Annotated in this window: 15 protein-coding genes and 1 pseudogene; 8 read left to right on the top strand and 8 right to left on the bottom strand. The window is 74.1% G+C overall.

Features of this window, described 5'->3' with window-relative positions; genetic code table 11:
• Positions 1 to 3 precede the first annotated feature (3 nt).
• The 3 genes from AB0M76_RS31655 to AB0M76_RS31645 are packed head-to-tail and all read right to left on the bottom strand — an operon-like array spanning position 4 to position 2,968.
• The gene (locus AB0M76_RS31655) at positions 4 to 948 is read right to left on the bottom strand and encodes an ABC transporter permease subunit (protein WP_365956167.1); all 945 of its coding nucleotides are present in this window, start codon (positions 946 to 948) and stop codon (positions 4 to 6) included.
• Positions 936 to 1,844, bottom strand: a complete 909-nt coding sequence (locus tag AB0M76_RS31650; RefSeq protein WP_365956166.1) for an ABC transporter permease subunit — start codon at positions 1,842 to 1,844, stop codon at positions 936 to 938. The genes AB0M76_RS31655 and AB0M76_RS31650 overlap by 13 nt, the downstream gene beginning before the upstream one ends.
• Positions 1,844 to 2,968 carry an extracellular solute-binding protein gene (locus AB0M76_RS31645; protein WP_365956184.1) on the bottom strand — a complete coding sequence of 375 codons (1,125 nt, stop codon included), beginning with the start codon at positions 2,966 to 2,968 and terminating at the stop codon, positions 1,844 to 1,846. The genes AB0M76_RS31650 and AB0M76_RS31645 overlap by 1 nt, the downstream gene beginning before the upstream one ends.
• Before the next feature lie 279 nt (positions 2,969 to 3,247).
• Between AB0M76_RS31645 and AB0M76_RS31640 the strand changes: the two genes are divergently transcribed.
• Positions 3,248 to 3,994 carry a GntR family transcriptional regulator gene (locus AB0M76_RS31640; RefSeq protein ID WP_365956165.1) on the top strand — a complete coding sequence of 249 codons (747 nt, stop codon included), beginning with the start codon at positions 3,248 to 3,250 and terminating at the stop codon, positions 3,992 to 3,994.
• Between the two features lie 4 nt (positions 3,995 to 3,998).
• Here the strand turns inward: AB0M76_RS31640 and AB0M76_RS31635 are convergent, their stop codons facing one another.
• The gene (locus AB0M76_RS31635) at positions 3,999 to 4,865 is read right to left on the bottom strand and encodes an NAD-dependent epimerase/dehydratase family protein (protein ID WP_365956164.1); all 867 of its coding nucleotides are present in this window, start codon (positions 4,863 to 4,865) and stop codon (positions 3,999 to 4,001) included.
• A gap of 71 nt (positions 4,866 to 4,936) precedes the next feature.
• On the opposite strand from AB0M76_RS31635, the pseudogene AB0M76_RS31630 reads away from it, so the two are divergent.
• A pseudogene (locus AB0M76_RS31630) lies at positions 4,937 to 5,146 on the top strand (LysR family transcriptional regulator); the annotation flags it as partial.
• A gap of 2 nt (positions 5,147 to 5,148) precedes the next feature.
• Positions 5,149 to 6,225: a hypothetical protein gene (locus tag AB0M76_RS31625; protein ID WP_365956163.1), complete on the top strand. Its 1,077-nt coding sequence runs from the start codon at positions 5,149 to 5,151 to the stop codon at positions 6,223 to 6,225.
• A gap of 239 nt (positions 6,226 to 6,464) precedes the next feature.
• Here the strand turns inward: AB0M76_RS31625 and AB0M76_RS31620 are convergent, their stop codons facing one another.
• Positions 6,465 to 7,175 (bottom strand): ABC transporter ATP-binding protein, encoded by a 711-nt coding sequence (locus AB0M76_RS31620; protein ID WP_365956161.1) that lies wholly within the window; start codon positions 7,173 to 7,175, stop codon positions 6,465 to 6,467.
• A gap of 180 nt (positions 7,176 to 7,355) precedes the next feature.
• Here AB0M76_RS31620 and AB0M76_RS31615 point away from each other — a divergent pair, with 180 nt between their 5' ends.
• The 4 genes from AB0M76_RS31615 (at position 7,356) to AB0M76_RS31600 (ending at position 15,996) form a co-directional block, all read left to right on the top strand.
• Positions 7,356 to 10,634: an ABC transporter permease gene (locus AB0M76_RS31615; protein WP_365956160.1), complete on the top strand. Its 3,279-nt coding sequence runs from the start codon at positions 7,356 to 7,358 to the stop codon at positions 10,632 to 10,634.
• Positions 10,631 to 13,426, top strand: coding sequence for a hypothetical protein (locus tag AB0M76_RS31610; protein WP_365956159.1), 2,796 nt, complete (start codon positions 10,631 to 10,633; stop codon positions 13,424 to 13,426). The genes AB0M76_RS31615 and AB0M76_RS31610 overlap by 4 nt, the downstream gene beginning before the upstream one ends.
• Positions 13,423 to 14,388: an ABC transporter ATP-binding protein gene (locus AB0M76_RS31605; protein WP_365956158.1), complete on the top strand. Its 966-nt coding sequence runs from the start codon at positions 13,423 to 13,425 to the stop codon at positions 14,386 to 14,388. The genes AB0M76_RS31610 and AB0M76_RS31605 overlap by 4 nt, the downstream gene beginning before the upstream one ends.
• Positions 14,389 to 14,481: 93 nt before the next feature.
• The gene (locus tag AB0M76_RS31600) at positions 14,482 to 15,996 is read left to right on the top strand and encodes a condensation domain-containing protein (RefSeq protein WP_365956157.1); all 1,515 of its coding nucleotides are present in this window, start codon (positions 14,482 to 14,484) and stop codon (positions 15,994 to 15,996) included.
• Positions 15,997 to 16,015: 19 nt separating this feature from the next.
• Here the strand turns inward: AB0M76_RS31600 and AB0M76_RS31595 are convergent, their stop codons facing one another.
• Both AB0M76_RS31595 and AB0M76_RS31590 read right to left on the bottom strand, forming a co-directional pair.
• The gene (locus tag AB0M76_RS31595; RefSeq protein WP_365956156.1) at positions 16,016 to 17,236 is read right to left on the bottom strand and encodes an RNA polymerase sigma factor; all 1,221 of its coding nucleotides are present in this window, start codon (positions 17,234 to 17,236) and stop codon (positions 16,016 to 16,018) included.
• Positions 17,237 to 17,315: 79 nt separating this feature from the next.
• Entirely contained in the window at positions 17,316 to 17,675 is a 360-nt protein-coding gene (locus AB0M76_RS31590) for a YciI family protein (protein WP_266632097.1), read from the bottom strand.
• Between the two features lie 174 nt (positions 17,676 to 17,849).
• On the opposite strand from AB0M76_RS31590, the gene AB0M76_RS31585 reads away from it, so the two are divergent.
• Positions 17,850 to 18,224 (top strand): hypothetical protein, encoded by a 375-nt coding sequence (locus tag AB0M76_RS31585; RefSeq protein ID WP_365956155.1) that lies wholly within the window; start codon positions 17,850 to 17,852, stop codon positions 18,222 to 18,224.
• Positions 18,225 to 18,252: 28 nt separating this feature from the next.
• Here AB0M76_RS31585 and AB0M76_RS31580 read toward each other — a convergent pair whose 3' ends face one another.
• Positions 18,253 to 18,522, bottom strand: a complete 270-nt coding sequence (locus AB0M76_RS31580) for a hypothetical protein (RefSeq protein ID WP_365956154.1) — start codon at positions 18,520 to 18,522, stop codon at positions 18,253 to 18,255.
• Positions 18,523 to 18,907 lie beyond the last annotated feature (385 nt).

The following is an 18,907-nucleotide window of genomic DNA, read 5'->3' as shown; positions in this document are numbered from 1 at the left end:
AGGTCAGGACTCCTTGCGGGAGGTGGGGGACGTGCTGGGGGCGGAGGACACCGTGGCGGCGTTGGTCCCGGCCCGCGAGAGGACGAGCAGCAGCAGCCAGGTGATGAGCAGGCTGAGGATGGAGACGGCGACCGACATCCGGGCGTGGGCTCCGGAGATCGTGACGATCCACACGGCGAAGGGCCGGAAGCCCAGCAGGGAGGCGATGGTGAACTCGCCGAGGACCAGGGCCAGCGTGAGGAAGGCGGCTCCGGCGAGGGAGGACCGCAGGTTGGGCAGCAGCACGCGCAGGACCACGTACGGCCAGCTCGCCCCGCAGCTGCGGGCCGCCTCGACGAGCGTCGGCACGTCGATGGCGCGCAGTCCCGCGTCGAGCGAGCGGTAGACGAAGGGCAGCGCCAGCACGGTGTACGCGAGGACCAGGACGACGGGGAACTGCTCGTTCTGCACGGCCAGGAAGGTCTGGTAGAACGGCGTCCGCGACAGGTGCTCGGGGCCCCAGCGCAGCACGGTGGTGATACCGGTGACCAGCGCGATCGGCGGGACCACCAGCGGCAGCATGCACATCACCTCCACGACCGGGCGCAGCCGCGGCGAGCCGAGCCGTACGGCGACCAGCGCGGGTACGGCGAGGAGCAGCGACAGCGCGATGGTGGCGGCGGCCAGCCCGAGGGAGAGCAGCATGCTCTCGGTGAACCCGTCGGCGGAGAGCAGCTGGGTGTACGCCTCGAAGCTGATGCCCTGGCCGGGCACGTGCACGGTGAAGACGAAGGAGGCGATGAGCGGGACGAGGAAGTACGCGCCCGCCGGCAGGAGTACGGCTCCGCGCCAGACCCGGGGACGGGGGCGGCGGCGCGGCCGGGAGGCCGGGGCCTGCGCCGTGGAGCCGGCGGGCGCCGCCCCTGTGTCCGGGGCGGTCGGTGCGGGCGTCGGGGTCATCGCAGCCATCGGGCGCTCCGTCGCTGGAGGGGCAGGTAGACCGCCATGACGAGGCCGGCGATCAGGATCATGTCGAGGCCGAGGGCGAGCGCCACGTTCTCCTGTCCGGTCAGTACGTTGCCGGACAACGCGTCGGCGATCTTCAGCGTGACCAGCGGTACGGAGCCGCCGACGAGGGCCGCGGCCGTGGCGTGCGCGGCGAACGCGGTGCCGAAGAGCAGCACGAACCCGCCGAGCAGCGAGGGCGCCAGGACGGGCAGTCCGACGTGGCGCCAGAACTGCCATCCGGTGGCCCCGTTGTTCTGGGCGGCTTCGCGCCACTGCGGGCGCAGCCCGTCCAGCGCCGGGGCGATCACGAGCACCATGAGCGGGATGAGGAAGTACAGGTAGACCACGGCGAGGCCGGTGAAGGAGTACAGGCTCCAGCCGAGGCTCGTGAGGTCGGCGAGCTGGGTGACGACTCCGGAGATGCCGACGGTGGCGATGAACGCGAACGCGAGCGGTACGCCGCCGAAGTTGGCGAGGACACCGGAGGCGGTCAGCGCGGCACTGCGCAGGGCCTGGGACCGGGAGGTGACCACGGCCTGGGCGATCAGGACCCCGAGCACGCCGCCGATCAGTGCGGTGAGCGCGGAGAGCTGCACGCTGCCGATGAGCGAGCCGAGGTAGGGCCCCTGGAGCGAGCGCGCGAGGTGCTCGCCGGTCAGCCGGGTGGCGCCGCTCGACGGGTCGGTCCGGGTGACCGCGCCGAAGGCGATGGCGCCGAGCGGGACGCCGAAGCAGAGCCCGGTGAAGACGAGGAGCGGGAGGGCGGCGAGCCAGGTGCGCGGGCCGCGCCGCCGGCGGCGGCTGGTGCTGCCGCCGGCGGTGCCCTCCGAGTGGGAGGCGGGGGTGGAGGGGGACATCAGGAGAGGGCCTTGTCCCACTTCTCGGCGAGGGTGGCCTTGGCCTTGTCCAGCTCCGCGGAGGCGGGGAAGGCCGGGGTGCCCTGGATCTGCGGGAGCTGGGCGGCGGCGTCCTTGTCGACGGTGCCGTCCTGGGTCATGACCGGGAGCAGGACCGGGCGGGCGTGGCCCTTCAGCCACAGGTTCTGGCCCTCGGCGCTGTACAGGAACTCCATCCACAGGCGGGCGCCCGCCGGGTTGGGGGCCTCCTTGTTGATGGCCTGCGAGTAGTACTGGGCGTAGACGCCGTCGGTGGGTACGGCGACCTTCCAGTCGACGCCCTTGCCCTTGAACTGCTCGGCGTAGCCGGCGTTCAGGTAGTCCCAGTCGATGGAGATGGGCGTCTCGCCCTTCTCGACGGTGGCCGGGGTGGACTCGACCGGGATGAAGTTCCCGCTCTTGCGCAGCTGCCCGAAGAAGTCGATGCCGGGCTGGATGTCCGCGAAGGAGCCCTTGTTGGCGAGGGCGGCCGCGTAGACGCCGCCGAAGGCCGAACCGGACTTGGTCGGGTTGCCGTTGAGGGCCACCTTGCCCTTGTACTCGGGCTTCAGCAGGTCCGCGAAGGTCGTCGGGCAGTTCGGGATCCTGGCCGCGTCGCAGCCGATGGAGATGTAGCCGCCGTAGTCGTTGTACCAGCGGCCGTCGGCGTCCTTCTGGCCGGCCGGGATCTTGTCCCAGGCGGTGACCTTGTACGGGGCGAACAGGTTCTCGCCGGCTCCGCTGCGCGCGAAGGCGATGCCGAGGTCCATGACGTCGGGGGCGCGCTTCTGGCCCTTGCGGGACTTCACGGCGGCGATCTCGTCGGAGCTGGAGGCGTCCGGGTTCTCGCTGTTGACCTTGATCTTGTACTTGGCCTCGAAGGCCTTGATGATCTCGCCGTAGTTCGCCCAGTCCGGCGGCAGCGCGATGACGTTGAGCTGGCCTTCCTTCTGGGCGGCCGCGACGAGGGCGTCCATGCCGCCGAGGTCGGCGAGCGAGGCGGCGGCGCCCGGCTGGACCTTGGACTTGCCGTCGGCAGCACCGGCGGCCTGGTCGGGAGCGGCGCCACACGCGCTGAGCGTGGTGAGGAAGGCGGCGCTGAGCAGTACGGCTGCACCACGGCGGGCGGAGGAACTGAGCACGGTCTCTCCCGGAGACGGGTTCCTGACGGGGGTCTACTTGTCTGAACAAGTTGGCTCCAGTTCGCCCGGCTTCCCTGTACGGACGATGAACGGAGCCTGGACCGTGGGGCACGGCTCGACGAAGAGACGAGAATGACCGAAAGAAGACGTGACAGGAGGGGTGTAATGATCTTCGAGGCCTAAGCTGGCAGGCACTTCGGGTTACGGTCGTCGGCAGATTCGACAGCAAGGGGGCGGCACGGAATGGGCACGGTCCGGTATCTGGAGATCGCCGAGGCACTGCGTACGGCGATCCTGTCCGGCGAGTACGCCGTGGGCGCCCAGCTGCCCTCGGAGAGCGATCTGGCCGCGCGCTGGTCGGCCTCGCGCGGGACCGTCCGGCAGGCGGTGGCCACGCTCGCCGCGGAGGGGCTGATCGGTTCCCGGCAGGGCGCCCGGAGGATCGTTCTGCGCCACGAGCGCCGGCACAGCTTCGGCGAACTGAACAGCTTCGCCCAGTGGGCCGAGGGGCTCGGCCAAGAGGTCACCAGCCGCTTCCTCTCCCGGACCCGCCGGCCGGCCACCGCCGAGGAGGCGGAGCGGCTCGCGCTCGCGCCGGGCACCGTCATCCTCTACGTGGTGCGGCTGCGGCTCCTCGACGGGGAGCCCACCATGGTGGAGCGGACCGCGTACGCCGACTGGGTCGCGGCCGCGGTCGAGGCGATGCCGGACGACGTCCGCTCGGTGATGGACGGCCTCGCGAACGACTCCGGGATCGTCGCCCATTACGGCGAGCACCTCATCGACGCCCTTCCGGCCGGCAGCGAGGATGCCCGGCTCCTGGAGATCCGGCGCGGGAGCCCGCTGCTGCGCCAGCGGCACGTTTCCGCCACCGCCACCGGTCGCCCGATCGAGTGGACGGACGACCGCTACCGCGCGGGAAGCGTCACGTTCAGTGTGAGCAACTCGGCGGTAGCCACCCCGTTGGAGCGCCGTACGGGCGACGGGTGAGTGGTCAGCGGGCCGCCTCGGCGAGCTCCTCGGTGATCGCCCCGGGCAGCCAGTCCGCGACCCGGCCGAAGCCGAAACCCAGGCCGGCGGCCCGGCTGTTGTCCAGGGCGTAGGAGCGGTCGAAGGAGAACGGCGAGGCGGGGGCGCCCTGTTCGACGACCCGGTGGCGAGCAGGCCGGCCGACCCGGTCGGCGACCAGCTCGCACAGCCCGAGGACATCGAGCGCTCCGTGGGAGGCGGCGTCGACCACCCCGGTGAAGGACTGCCCGGCCGCCCACTGCAGGAAGCGGGCGATCTCCCGGTGGTGGATGAAGGAGGTGGCGTACGCGGCTGCGTGGACGTCCACCGGGGTTCCGGCGGCGATCCGCCCGACGTAGTGCGCGAGGCGCCCGGTGAACTCCTCCCGGCCGCCGCCGAGGACGTGCGCGGTCCGTACGGCGGCGAAGCCGAACGGCGCGGGACCGCCGCCCTCGGGACCGACGGTCTCCGGTGCACCCTGGAGGACGGCTTCGGCCTGCCGCTTGCCCTCGGCGTAGGCGCGGGCCTCGGGGTTGGGCGGCGCGGGGTCGTACACCTCCATCGTGGAGGTCATCACGTACCGCGCGGTCCGGCCCGCGAAGACCCGGCGGGCGACGGCGGCCTGCCGGGGTGTGTAGCAGACCTGGTCGACGACGGTGTCGAAGGTGCGCGCGCCCAGGGCGGCGAGCAGCTGCGCCGCGTCGTCGCGGTCGGCGACGAGACGGCGCACGCCGGGCGGCGCAGCGGCGGAGCCGCGGTTGAGGACGGTGACCTCGTCGCCCGCATCGCGCAGGAGGGTGACGAGGTGCCTTCCGAAGTACCGGCTTCCGCCGATCACGAGAATCTTCTGCATGGCTTCGACTGTGCCGCTGTATCGTCCCCAGCAGAACCGATCACCTGCTGAACAGGTATGAAGGAAAACTGATGATCGATGTGCAGCGGCTGCGTATCTTGCGCACCGTCGCCGAGCACGGCAGCTTCAACAAGGCGGCCGGGTCCCTGCGGCTGACCCCGTCGGCCGTCTCGCAGCACATCGCCTTGCCGGAGCGGAGTCTGGGCCACCCGGTGGCGGTGCGCAGCACCCGCGGAGCCACCCTGACCGAGCCGGGGCGGCTGCTGGTGGAGGCGGCGGAGCGGTGACCGGGCACCTGCTGTCCGGTCTCGCCGCCAACCCGGCGCTGCCGGCCGAGCTGCTCGACCGGCTGATCGCCGGGCTGCTCGCGCGTTCGGCCTCGGACGCGGACACGGGCCCGGACGAGGACGATGCCGACCTCGCCCAGGCCCTCGGCGAACGCACGGACCTCGGGCCCGCCCGGGTGGCCGCGCTCGCCGCGAGCGACGAAGACGCCGCGCTCCATCTCGCCCACGCGGGCCTGCTGGACGCCGCGGACGTGGACCCGGCGGCCCGGCCGGCGGTGGCCCTCGCCCTGCTGGACGAGGGCGCCGGACCGCCCGGCTGGGCCCGCCTGCTGGCGGCCCATCCGGACCGGCAGATCCGCCGGCGGCTGGCCTCCCGGCCCGGTCTGCCGCTCGACGTACTGGAGACGCTGGCTGCCGATCCGGATGTCGAGGTGGTCGCCGAGCTGGCCTTCTCGACGACCGAGCCGTCCATCGCCGCACGCCTCGCGGCGCATCCGCATGCCGAGGTGCGCAGGGACGCCGCTTCCAACGAGGCGACGCCGCCCGCTGCGCTGGCCGCGTTGATCACCGGCGAGGGGCTCGCTCCGGCCCGCTCCTGCCTGGTCTGCGACCGTGAGGAGATCCCCTTCACGCACCATCCGAACTGCCCCCGGACGGACTGCGACCTGCGCGGCGGCGCGGCGTGCGCGGGCGGGCACGAATCTACCCTGCACGAGATCCGGCAGCAGGCCGCGCGGAACCCGGCCACGCCGACGGCCGCCGCGGCATCCCTCGCCGGCTGCACGGCGTACGGGTCCTCGCGCGGGTGGCGGCCAACCCGGACGCCCCGCCGGCCCTGCTGGTGGACCTGGCCCGGCACGATCCGCCGGTGCGGCGGGTCTTCCGCGAGATCGCCGGCCATCTGCACGCGACGGCCGAGGCGCTCCTGCCCGCTCTCGCCGACGAGAGGGCCCGGCCGCGCGCCGCCGGTCACCCGGCCCTGCCCGCGGAGGTCCTCGTCGGCCTGCTCACCGACGCCGATCCCGAGGTGGCGCGGGCGGCGGCCGCCAACCCTTCCCTTCCGGTCGACGTGATGACGGACCTGCTCACGGACCTGCTCAGGGATCCGCGGCGGCCGGGGCGCGCCGCCCGCAGCCGGTGAGCAGTACGGCGGCGGTCACGGTCACGGCGGCCGTGCAGGCATGCTGTGCGACAGTGCGGCGGAGCATCATCGGTGTCCCCCCCCTCGCGAACCGGTGCCGGTCGGCACCTCTGGAACGCGTGGCCCGCCGCAGCGGTTCCGCGCGCCCTGATGCTGGCTCGGCCCCGCCGCTCAGGCGCCCGGGCCGTCGACGATCCGGCCGTCGCGCAACTCCACCACCCGGTCGGCGAGTTCGATCAGGCTCTGGTCGTGGGTGGCGACCAGGACGGTGACGCCCTCGCTGCGCACCACCGCGCGCAGCAGCTGCATGATCGAGCGGCCGGTCTCGGAGTCGAGCTGGCCGGTCGGCTCGTCCGCGATGATCAGCGCGGGCTCGTTGGCCAGGGCGCGGGCGACGGCGACCCGCTGCTGCTGGCCGCCGGAGAGCTCGCCGGGGCGCTGGTCCATGTGGTCGGCCAGACCCACCAGGGCCAGCAGGGTACGGGCGCGCTCCTCGCGCTGCTGCGCCGGTACCTTGCGCATCCGCATCGGGATGCCGACGTTCTCGAGGGCGGTCAGTACGGGGATCAACCCGAAGGACTGGAAGACGAAGCCGATCCGGTCGCGGCGCAGGGCGAGCAGTGCGGCCTCGTCCTGCCCGGCGAGATCGGTGCCGTCGAGCGTGACCGTGCCGCCGGTCGGGGTGTCGAGGCCGCCGACCAGATTGAGCACGGTGGTCTTGCCGGAGCCGGACCGGCCCTTGAGCGCGGTGAGTTCGCCGCGGCGAATCTCGAACGACACCCCGCGCAGCGCGTGGACGGCCCGGGGGCCGCTGCCGAAGCTCCGGCGGAGGTCCTGCACCGCCACCATGGGTGCTGACATGCCGTTCTGATGCTGCGTCATGGTCTGGATCCCCCTGGAATCGGCCCGGCGGACACCGTCTGACATCCCGCCCCTTCGAATTTGCTCATCCGTCACATCATTCGCGCAAGTCCCTTCCGGTCCCTTCCACTCTGCATTCGAATCTGACAGCATCGTCCGCTATCCGGTGCCATCGGTCCGGATGGGGGAGGAAAACGGCACATGCTCGGCTTCGTCGTGCGCCGGCTCCGGGGGCGCCTGCCGCTCGCCGCCGCCGTACTGCTGACCGTACTGATCACCACGACCGTGCTGACGGCACTGCTCGCGTTCAACCGCGGCGTGGGCGAGGCCGGGCTGCGCCGGGCGCTCCAGGCACCGGGCCAAACCCGGACCACCGTCCTGGTCGCCGGCGAGCATCCGGCGGCCTCGCGCAGCAAGGACGACGAGGCCGTACGGGCCTTCTCCGACGAGGTGTTCGGCAGGCTGCCGGTCACCGTCGAGAGCGTGGCGCGCAGCCGCTCGTACGGGCTGCCCGGCGTACGCGCCCCCGGCCGGGACGCCGACCTGACCCTGCTCGCGACCCTCGCCCGGGACCGCGTACGCCTGGTCTCCGGGCAGTGGCCCGAGCCGGCCGCGGCGCCGGGCGGCCGGGTGCAGGCGGCCGTCCCGCAGGCGGCCCTGACCCGGCTAGGGCTGGCGCAGAGCGCGCTCCCCGCCGAGGTGCGCCTCGACGACCGGTACGGCGGCGCCCCGCTCACCGTGGTGATCACGGGCGTGTACCGCGCGGCCGACCCCGACGCCGCGTACTGGCGGCTCGACCCGCTCGGCGGCCGGGAGTTCCAGGTCGGCAGTTTCACCACGTTCGGACCGCTGCTCGTGGACGACACCGTCTTCGGCGCCGGCGGGCTCGTGCAGAACAGCCGCGACTCCCTCCTCACCGCCGACTTCGCCACCGCTCGCGTCGCCGAGACCAGGGCGCTCCGGGCCCGCGCCACCGGCGCGGCGGACGCCCTCGCCGGCGCCTCGGGGCTCCACGCCAGGACCGAACTTCCGGAGCTGCTGGGCGAATTGGAGTCCGGGCTGCTGGTCGCCCGGTCCACGCTGCTGGTCGGCGCACTGCAGCTCGCTGTCCTGGCCGCGGCCGCACTGCTGCTCGTCTCCCACCTCCTGACGGACCGGCAGGAGACCGAGCGCCTGCTGCTCGCCGCTCGCGGGGCCTCCCGGCGCCGCCTCGGAGCCCTCACCGCGGCGGAAGGCCTGCTGCTCGCGCTGCCGACCGCCGTCCTCGCACCTCTGCTCACCCCTCCGCTGCTGCGGCTGCTCGCCGGTTTCGGCCCGCTGTCCCGGGTGCCGCTGGACAGCTCCGGGACCTGGCTGCTGTGGCCGGTCGCGGCGGGCTGCGCCCTCGCCTGTGTCCTGCTGACCGCGCTGCCGGCCGTACTGCGCGGCGCGGCGGCCGCGGCCCTGCGCCGTGCGCGCGGCCGGCAGGTGCTCACCGCGCGCGCCACCCGTTCCGGGGCGGACCTCGCGCTGGTGGTGCTGGCCGCCCTCGCCTACCAGCAGCTGTCCCGGTACAACGACGCCGGGCACGGGTCGGGCCGGCCCGGGGGCTCCGGCGCGTCCGGCGCTCTGGGCATCGACCCGGTGCTGGTCGCCGCGCCGAGCCTCGCGCTGTGCGCCGGCACCCTGCTGGTGCTGCGGCTGCTGCCGTTCGCCGCCGCCCGGCTGGGCGGGCGGCTGGCGGCCCGCGGACGCGGCCTCGGCCCGGCGCTGGTCGGCTGGCAGCTCGCCCGGCGGCCCGGTCGCGCCACCGGGCCGGTGCTGCTCCTCGTCCTCGCCGTCTCCAGCGGGGTCCTGGCCCTCGGCCAGCAGAGCGCGTGGTCCGCCTCCCAGCGCGACCAGGCCGAGTTCGCCACCGCGGGCGGGCTGCGGATATCCGGGGCCGATCTGTCGGCCATGGGCCAGGGCGGCCGGTACTCGGCGCTGCCCGGCGGCGAGCGGGTGATCCCGGTGATCCGCGAGCAGCAGGAACTGGTGGGCGGGACTCCCGCGGAGTTGCTCGCGCTGGACGCCGGGGCCGTGGCGGAACGGGTGCCGCTGCGGGCCGATCTGCGGGACGGGCGCCCGATGGCGGAACTGTTCACCCCGCTCGCCGCCGACGCGGGCACGCCCGCTGCCGGCGGTGTCGTACTGCCCGGCACACCCGTGCGGATCGACGTCGACGTGACGCTGCGCGGGCAGCAAGGCAGCAACCCCGGCATCTCGCTGCTGCTGCGCGACCGGTTCGGCCTCACCTTCCGGACACCGATGATGACGATCCCCGCCGACGGCGAGGCCACCCTCTCCGCGCATCTGGGCGCCCTGACCGATGCCCCCGTCGGGTCGGCCGCCGCGCCGCTGAGCCTCGTCGGCATGGCGGTCGGATACTCCGCCCTGATGCCGGAACCCGGGGAGTTCCGGGTGTCCGCCGGAGAGCTGGCCGTCCGCCGGATCTCCGCCTCCGACACGGCGAGCGGCGCAGCCGTCCCCCTCCCCCCGTCCGCGACGGCCGGCTGGAAGCTGTCGGCGCCGGCCCTCAAGGACGGAGCCGCCGCCGCGCAGTTGCCGGGCGCCACCGACGGCTCGGAGCTGCTGCGGATGAGCTACCGCGGCGGGGCCGACGCCCTGGGCGGCGCCGGCATCATGCTGAACCCCGCCGCCATGCCGCCGGCCGCCCGCGAGCTCCCCGGCATCGCCACGCCCGGCTACCTCGACGCCGTGGGAGCGAAGGTGGGCGATACGATCCCCGTCCGGTTCGGCGTCTCGAACCTGCGGGTCCGGGTGACCGCGGCCGTGAGCTCGCTGCCCGTGGCCGGAGACACCGCGCTGGCCGTCGATCTGGCCGCCCTGGGCCGGATGTTCGCCGCGGAGAACGGGCGCGCGCTCCCACCGCCCACCGAATGGTGGCTCCCGGCGGCCTCCGCCGACGATCCGCGCCCTGCACAAGCTGCCGCCGAACTGCGCTCCGGCGCCGGCCTGCAGAAGGTGCAGCTGCGCGAGGAGGTGGCCACGGAACTGCTCGACGATCCGCTGAGCGCGGGCCCGCAGAGCGCGCTGGCCGCCCTCGCCGTCGCGTGTGCGGTCCTGGCCGCGATCGGCTTCGCGGCCTCGTCCGCGGCAGCCGCACGGGAGCGGACCCGGGAGTTCACCGTGCTGTCGGCCCTCGGTGCGCCCCGGCGGAGCCTGGCCCGCACGACTGCCGCCGAGAGTCTGCTCCTGGTAGGCCTCGGCAGTGCCGTGGGTGTGGGGCTGGGCGCCGCGATCGTGCACCTGGTCGTACCGCTGATGGTGCTGACGCCGGCCGGCCGCCGCCCGCTGCCGTCTGTGGTGGTGGATCTGCCGGACGGCCGGACGCTGCTGCTGGCCGTCGCGATCGCCGTGCTGCCGCTGCTGTCGGCCCTGGCCGGCGGCCGACGTGACCGAGATGTGGCCGCCCGGCTGCGGTACGTGGAGGAGATATGACCAGCCCGGCCACACCGGACGCCGGCACGGCGCCCGAGTCCCCGCCCGGCACCGCGCCCGGTGCCCGGCCCGGCACCCCGCCCGGGTCCGGCATCCGCCCGGCACCCTGGGTGCGTACCCGGCTGAGTGCGGCGCCGCTGACCGCCCTGCTCGCCGCCGCGCTGGCCTTCGTCACCGTGCTGCTGTCGGCCGCCCTGCCGCGCGCCATGGACCGCGGCGCCGATCAGGGGCTGCGCTCCTTCCTGCACGACCGCGGCGCGAGCGCGACGAGCGTGCTGGTCACCTCCCCCGCGCAGGACGGGCCGCAGAGCCCGGAGGGCCTGGACACGGCGCTGGCCGCCCTGCTCGCCCGGACCGGCCCCGGATACGGCATCGCGCCGAGCGGGCCGGTGTACGGCGCCCGGGGCGTCAAGCCGCGCTCCCTCGACAATCCCGAACTGGCCCGCCCCGAGAAAGTTGCGCCGATTCTCCACCTGATGCACGTGCACGGGGCCGAGGAGCACGTACGCCTGGTGGAGGGGCGCTGGCCGGGCGGCGGGACGCCCGACGGCCCGATCCCCGTCGCGCTGCCGCAACAGACTGCGCAGACCCTCGGTGCCAAGGTCGGCACGGTGCTGCAGAGCTCCTCCGGCACCTCGGACGGCATGAGCGCCGAAGTCGTCGGCCTCTACGCCGCGCACGACGAGGCGGACGTCTTCTGGACCGACCTGCCCTGCCCCACGCACGCCTGTCAGCGGTACACCCGCGCTGCCCTGCCGGAGATGTACTGGGAGGCCGCCGCCCTCGTCGGGCCGGACGCGCTCGGCCGGCTCGGCACGTGGGGCGGGAAGGCCGAGGAGTTCTGGCGGCTCCCGGTGGACACGGACGTGCTCCGGGCCGATCAACTGGCCACCGTCGGGCACCGGATCGCGGCGTATACGGCCGGGCGGACCGCCACCGACCTGGCGCAGGCCACGGGCCGGCCCAGGCTGCGGATCAGCTCCGGGCTGCCGGTGCTGTTCACCCAGGCCCGGGCCCGGGAGGCGGCTGCCGCGCCGCTGGCCGCGATCGGCCCGGCGGGGGTCGCCGGGGTGGCCGTCGTGGTGTTCTGCCTGGCCGGCGCGCTCACCGGGGACCGCCGCGAGGCCGAGCTGCGGCTACTGCACGCCCGCGGTGGGTCCCGCCGCGGCATCCTACTCCGCCTGCTCGGCGAGGGTGCGGTCACCGTCCTGCCGGCCGCCGCGTTCGCGACCGCGCTGGCCGTACTGCTGCTGCCGACCCCGCGGTGGACGGCCACCCTGCTCGCCGCGTCGGCCGCCGCGCTGTTCGCGCTGCTCGCCTTCCCCGTACGGGCCGCCGTGGTGCTGTCCGCGCGGCGCGGCCCGCGCCCCCGGCGCCGGCTGGCCGGCGAGCTGCTCGTCCTCGTCGCGACCGCCGCCGCCGTGTTCGAGGTCCGGCTGCGCGGGGTCGCCCCGGCCGGGGAGGGCGTGGACCCGCTGCTGGTCGCCGCCCCGCTGCTGCTCGCCCTGTGCGGCGGCCTGGTGCTGGCACGGCTCGTACCCGCCCTCGTCGGAGCGCTGGCCTGGCTCGCCGGACGGCGGTCCGGACTCATCGGCTTCCTCGGGCTGGCCCGGGCCGGCCGCGGCACCGGCGGCCGGCGACGCCCCTCCGTACTGCCGGTGGTCGCCCTGCTGCTCGCGATCACCACGGGAGGCTTCGGGGCCGCCGTCCTCGCCACCGTGGACAGTGCCAGGACCGAGGTGGCGCGGGTGAACGTGGGCGGCGACGCGCAGGTCACCGCGCCCTACGGGCAGATCCTGCCGGAATCCCTCCTCGAGGCCGCCGCCGCACTGCCCGGGGTGCGGCTGTCCGTACCGGTGTGGACGGACGACGACGCGTTCGTCTTCGGCACCGAGCAGGGTTCCACCAAGGTGCGGGTGGTCGTCGCCGACCCGGTGGCGTACGCGCAGCTGGCCCGGGCCGTGGGGTGGGGCGAGTTCGATCCGGCCCGGCTGGCGGGCGGCGGTGCCGGAGCGCCCGTACCCGCCCTGTTCAGCCGCGACTTCGCCCGGCTGGCCGGTTCCGGCCCGCACGAGCTGCGCCTCGACAACGCCGGGGCGTTGCCGGTGAAGGAGGCGGGAGTGGTCGAGGGCACGCCCGCCCTGCCGGGCGTCGGCGGCTCCTTCATCGTCCTGCCGGCCGGCCCGGCCACGGCGGCGATCGCCCAGACGGCCCGCCCGACCCGGTGGTTCGCCCTCGGCTCCCCCGACAAGGCCGCGCTGGACGAGCTGGTCCGCGCCGCGCCCCATAGCCCCACCTTCGATGGCTGGGCCGTGCACACCAGCGCCGACGAGAAGGCCCGGCTGGCGCGCGACCCGCTGGGGCGCTCGGCGGCCCGGCTGTTCTGGGCGTCGGTGGCCGGCGCGGGGGGCCTCGCCCTGCTGGCCGTCCTGCTCACCATGGTCCGGGCCGCTCCCGAACGGGCCGCGCTGCTCGCGCGGTTGCGCACCATGGGGCTGCGTCCCCGGCAGGGCGTGGCGTTGATCCTGACGGAGGCACTGCCCCAGGCCCTGGCCGCCGCACTGGGCGGCGCCCTGGTCGCGGCGGCCGCCGTGGCCCTGCTGGGTCCGGCCGTGGACCTGTCCGCGCTGGTGGGCTCGCGTGCGCACACCGGCGTACGGCCGGCCGTGCGGCCCGTGCTGACACAGGCCCTGATCCTGGCCGGGCTGGTCGCGGCGGCCGTGCTCGCCGAGGCGGCCGTGACCGGGCGGCGCCAGATCACCACCGACTTGAGAGCGGGAGACCAGCGTTGAACAGCGACCAGCCGACCTACGAAGAGCTGCGCCGGCGGGCCCTGGCCGCCGCCGAGCCCCGGAGCATCGGGGCGGACACGGCCATCGCCTGCGACCGCCTGGTCCGGATCTTCAGCAGCGACGGCATCGAGGTACAGGCCCTGCAGGGGCTGGAACTGACCGTCGCCCAGGGGGATCTGGTGGCCCTCGTGGGTGCCTCCGGCAGCGGCAAGTCCACCCTGCTCAACATCCTGGCGGGTCTGGACGTGCCCACCGCGGGCACCGCGACCGTCGGCGGCTACAACCTGCTCGAGATGTCCGCGAAGGACACCCTGCGCTACCGCCGCGAGGCGGTGGGCTTCGTCTGGCAGCAGACCGCCCGCAACCTCCTGCCCTTTCTGACGGCAGCTCAGAATATCGCGGTGCCGCTCCAGTTGAAGGGCGGTATGGGGCGCGGTGCGGCGAAACGCCATGCCGCCCGGGTCGCGGACCTCCTCGAAGCACTCGGGATCGGCCACCTCGCCGACCGCCGCCCCGCCCAGCTGTCCGGCGGCGAGCAGCAGCGCGTGGCCGTCGCCGTCGCCATGGCCAACAACCCGCCGGTCCTCCTCGCGGACGAGCCCACCGGCGAGCTCGACTCCGAGACCGGCGCCGCGATCTTCGAGGCGTTCCGCACCGTGAACCGGGAGCTCGGCGCCACGGTCGTCATCGTGACGCACGACCCGCTCGTCGCGGGCGAGGTCCGCCGTACGGTGGCCATCCGCGACGGCCGCACCAGCAGCGAGGTGCTGCGCCGCACGGTCACGGACGAGCACGGCGCGGAGTCGGTGAGCGAGCGCGAGTACGTGATGCTGGACCGGACCGGCCGTGTGCAGCTCCCGTACAAGTTCCTGGAGGCCCTGGGCATGGAACACCGCGTGGCGGTCGACCTGGCCCCGGACCGCATCGAGATCCGCCCCGACTCCGCGGAGGACCCGGCCTGAGCCGGGATCGGCTGTCCTGACCCGGGCGTCACTTCCGTGGGGCGGGTGTCGTTAGGGCCTCGGGGTTGACTCTGGGGGCGAAGGGATGACGGAATGCGGCAGTTTCCTCTGGAGATGCACCACATGGCACCCGGACGGGTCGTCGAGTGGCGGTTGCGGTCCACGGCCGGGGCGGCGGCGGACACCGACGGCACGGGCGATGCGCCGGGCGGTGCAGCGAGCGATGCGGCGGGCAGGAGGGCTTCGTTCAACCAGGACAAGCACTTCACCGTAGCCGAGGAGAGCCGCGGCGCCGACGATCCCGTGGCGTCCTGGGTCGCGGTCACCTTCGAGGTCGCGGGTGCGCTCGACGAGCAGGCCCTGACCCGGGCCCTGCTGGCCTTCGTACGCCGGCACGAGGTGCTGCGGTGCGAGTTCCGGCGCCTCGCGGGCGAGTTGGCGTGCGAGCCCATCGACGCCGGCGAACTCGCCCTCGACACCACGCCCGTGGCCGCCTTCGACTCCTCCGAGGCGCTGCGCGGCTTCCTCGTCGAGCGGTTCACGCGCAGCATCGACACGCTCTCCTGGCCGCTGTTCACCATGGGCGCCGTCCTGCGCGAGGACTCCGCGACCGTCTACCTGGCCTTCGACCACATCGTCTGCGACGGCCTGTCGATGCCGATCGTCGTCCAGGAAGTGCAGAACGCGTACGAGGCGCTGCTTCGCGGCGAGGACGTCGATCTGCCGCCCGCGCCGAGCTACCTCGACTTCGCCGAGGAGCAGCGGCGCCGCTACCTCTCCATCGACGCCGACGACGAACGCCTCGGCTACTGGAAGTCGTTCATGGCACGCGGCGACGGCGAGTTCTTCCCCCGGTTCCCGCTCGAACTCGGCGTGGAGCCGGACCGGATGTACCCGATCGTCAACGAGGCCTCGACACTGCTGGACGCCGCCGAGGCCGAGGTGTTCGAGAAGGCCTGCCGGGCCGTCGACGGCAAGCCGTTCATGGGGGTCCTCGCCGCCGTCGCGGTCTGTCTGCGCGAGGCCGGCGGGCCGGGCGCGTACCGGGGCTTCATGCCGCTCAGCGAGCGCGGCCGGGGCGGCTGGGCGAACTCGGTGGGCTGGTTCGTCAACACCCTCCCCATCGAGTTCGACGCCTCGCCGGGCCGGGACTTCGCCCAGGTCATCGCGGCGGTCCGGGCCGGGTTCGGCGAGATGATGAAGCACATCGACGTGCCGTTCGTCCGGGCCTGGCAGCTGCTGGCGCCCGCCGAGTTCGCCGCCCGCTCCTGGCCGTACCCGGTGAACTTCTTCTCGTACATCGACGTCCGCAAGTGTCCCGGCGCCGAGCGGCACGAGGACTGGCGCCCGACCTCGCACGTGTGGTCGGCGCGCGCCAACGGCGCCTGCTCCTGGTTCCAGCGGGACACGGACGGCCTGCACATGAACTCGCTCTACGTGGATACCGCCGCCGCACGCCGCACCATGGAGGACTTCCAGGAGGCGCTGCGTCAGACGGTCCGGGAGATCGCCCGGCACGGCGCGTTCCGCCGGCCGGTCGCGCTGACCTCGCCGCGCCGCGCCGTCGGCACCCCGCTCGACACGGCCCCGTACGCCCGCCGCTCCTGACGCCCCCGGCCGCCCGTGTTCACGCGCGGGCGGCACGCCCCAGCAGCAGCGCCTGTTCCCGTGCGTTGCGCGTGAGCGAGGCGGCGCGTTCGAACTCCGCCCGGGCCTCCTCCCGGCGGCCCAGCCGCTCCAGCAGGTCGCCCCGTACGCTCGGCAGCAGGTGGTAGGCGCGCAGGGCCGGTTCCCCGGCCAGGGCGTCGACCAGCGGGAGCGCCGCTTCCGGGCCCTCGGCCATCGAGACGGCGACCGCCCGGTTGAGTTCCACGACCGGTGACGGGACCAGCTCGACGAGCCGTCCGTAGAGGGTGGCGATCGTCGCCCAGTCCGTGTCCTCGTAGCGAACCGCCTCCGCGTGGCAGCCGGCGATCGCGGCCTGGACGGAGTACGGGCCGCTCCCCGCGTGCTGCATCGCCAGGGCTCCGCGGCGGATCAGCATCCGGTTCCACTTGGACCGGTTCTGGTCGGCGAGCAGTACGGGCTCGCCGTCGGGGCCGGTGCGGGCGGAGATCCGGGAGGCCTGGAACTCCAGCAGGGCCGCCAGTCCGTGCACCTCGGGCTCCTTGGGCATCAGGGCGGCCAGCACGCGGGCCAGGCGGAGGGCGTCCTCGCACAGGGCGGGGCGGACGAGGTCGTCGCCGGCGGTCGCCGAGTAGCCCTCGTTGAAGATCAGGTAGATGACCTCGAGGACCGAGGCGAGCCGCTCCTCGCGGTCGGCTCCGTACGGGACCTCGAAGGGCACGTCCGCCGTGGCGAGCGCCCGCTTGGCCCGGACGATGCGCTGGGCGACGGCCGGCTCCGAGGCCAGGAAGGCACGGGCGATCTCCTGGGTGGTCAGTCCGCCCATCAGGCGCAGGGTGAGCGCGATCCGGGCCTCGGTGGCCAGGACGGGATGGCAGGCGGTGAAGATCAGCCGCAGCAGGTCGTCGTCGATGTCGTCCGGGGCAGCGGGCTCGGCGGGCGGCGGCACGTCCTCCAGCGTCCGGCCGACCTCGGCGAGCTTGCGGGCGTACGTCTCCTTGCGGCGGACGAGGTCGATCGCGCGGTGTTTGGCGGTGGCCATGAGCCAGGCGCCCGGCTTGTCCGGGACACCCGACTCCGGCCACTGTTCCAGGGCGGCGACCAGTGCGTCCTGGGCGATCTCCTCGGCGATGCCGAGGTCGCGCACGATACGCGCGACACCGGCAATGATCCGCGCCGACTCGATCCGGAACACCGCTTCGACCGCCTGGGTCGCACTCACTGCCGTCACGGCCACCCATCAGAGCAGCCGTGACGGGGCAGGGCAAACGCAGCGCGGCGCGAGGCGCAGCCGCGTGCGGTCAGCCCTCGTCGATCTGGCGCAGCTCGGCGCCGACCGTCCACTCCACCGGGTGGATCTCGAGGAACCGCTTGGTCCACTCCAGCGCCTCGGCCTTGTCCTTGGCCTGGAGGATGGCGTAGCCGCCGACGACCTCCTTGGTCTCGGTGAAGGGCCCGTCGGTGTAGCTCAGCTTGCCGCCGGACCAGGTCACCCGGGTCCCCTCGGAGGTCGGGAGCAGCCCGGCGGTGTCCAGCATCACCCCGGCCTTGGTGATCTCCTCCATCAGCGCGCCCATTCGCTGCCCGAACTCGGGCGGGAACTCGGTGTCGGCGGGAAGGGCCTGCTCGTCGATACGGATCATGGAAAGGAAGCGCGGCACGGTGACTCCTCGGTCGGACGGGCGGAGGCTTTCCCCGCCTCTCACTCCTGCGTCGAACGGGAGACGCCCGGATCGACAGCTCCCCGGAGATTTCTTCAAAAGAAATCTTCCAGGCCGAAAAGCCCTACCCGCGAGTAGGATCGCGGGCTCCGGCCCCTCCGAGAGGACCTTCCGATGCCACGCACCCCTTCTTCCCCCGTCCTGCTCGCCGGCCTGCTGGCGACCGCGGGCGTGGCGCATGCGATCGCGCCGAAGCAGTTCGACGCGACCATCCCGAGTTCTCTGCCCGGCACCCCGCGGCAGTGGACGTACGCGAGCGGCGCGGCCGAGCTGGTGCTCGCCGCCGGTGTCGCCCATCCGCGGACCCGCCGGGTCGCGGCGCTGGCCGCGGCGGCGTTCTTCGTCGGGGTGTTCCCCGCGAACGTGAAGATGGCCGTCGATGCCCGCCGCCGCTCCCCCGCCGTGCAGGCCGTGACGATCGCCCGGCTGCCGCTTCAGCTCCCGCTGGTCCTGTGGGCCCGGAACGTGAGCCGCGGGGCGGCCGGCTGACGCCCCGCCACCGGGATCACGGCCCGGGTCACCGGCTGTCGCCCGACCAGTCCCAGCGGTCCGGGTCGGCCGCGCGGCGGCGGTAGTGGGCGCGGCCGCCGGCTCCGTAGCGCCCTATCTCGGTGGGGAGCCGGGCCTCCTCGGCGAGTTGGGGCGCACTCCAGCCCGTGATGTCCAGGAGGAGCCCGTCGAGGGGGCCGCCCACGAGTTCGCCGTAGACATGGCCGGGGCGCGGGCCGGGGTCGGGGTCGTCGTGGTCGGCGCCGTAGACCCGGCGCCGTAGCATCCTGTCGTCCATACCGCCCAGCTTCACAGGCACCACTGACAATGAGCCCGGGGCGGCGGGAGCCGGCCTGCCTGAGGGACCTCCGGCTTCAGCCTTCGAGCAGGCCCTGCCCGAAGTACTCCCCCGGCGCGGCCCCGCCCGGCACGGCGAACAGGGCGGACGTCTCGTTCCGGACACGGAACCGGAACCGGACCCGGCGGACGCAGCCGCCCCGGCCGGCCGGGTGAAACCGGACATCACCCAGCGGGTCCGTGCCGCGCCCCGGCCGGCCGCTGGAGGGCGTGCACGGCGACGAGCGGGTCGTCGGGAAACACCCATTCCGGACGGGATTTCGGGGTCGGCGGAGCCTGCGGCGATGATGGGGCCGACCGCCCACGGCCACTCGGCACACGAAGCA

This window comes from Streptomyces sp. NPDC051364 (assembly GCF_040682115.1).
Classification (GTDB): Bacteria; Actinomycetota; Actinomycetes; order Streptomycetales; family Streptomycetaceae; genus Streptomyces.
The sequence above is the reverse complement of the archived record's forward strand: the minus strand, read 5'-3'. Positions and strand labels throughout refer to the sequence as shown.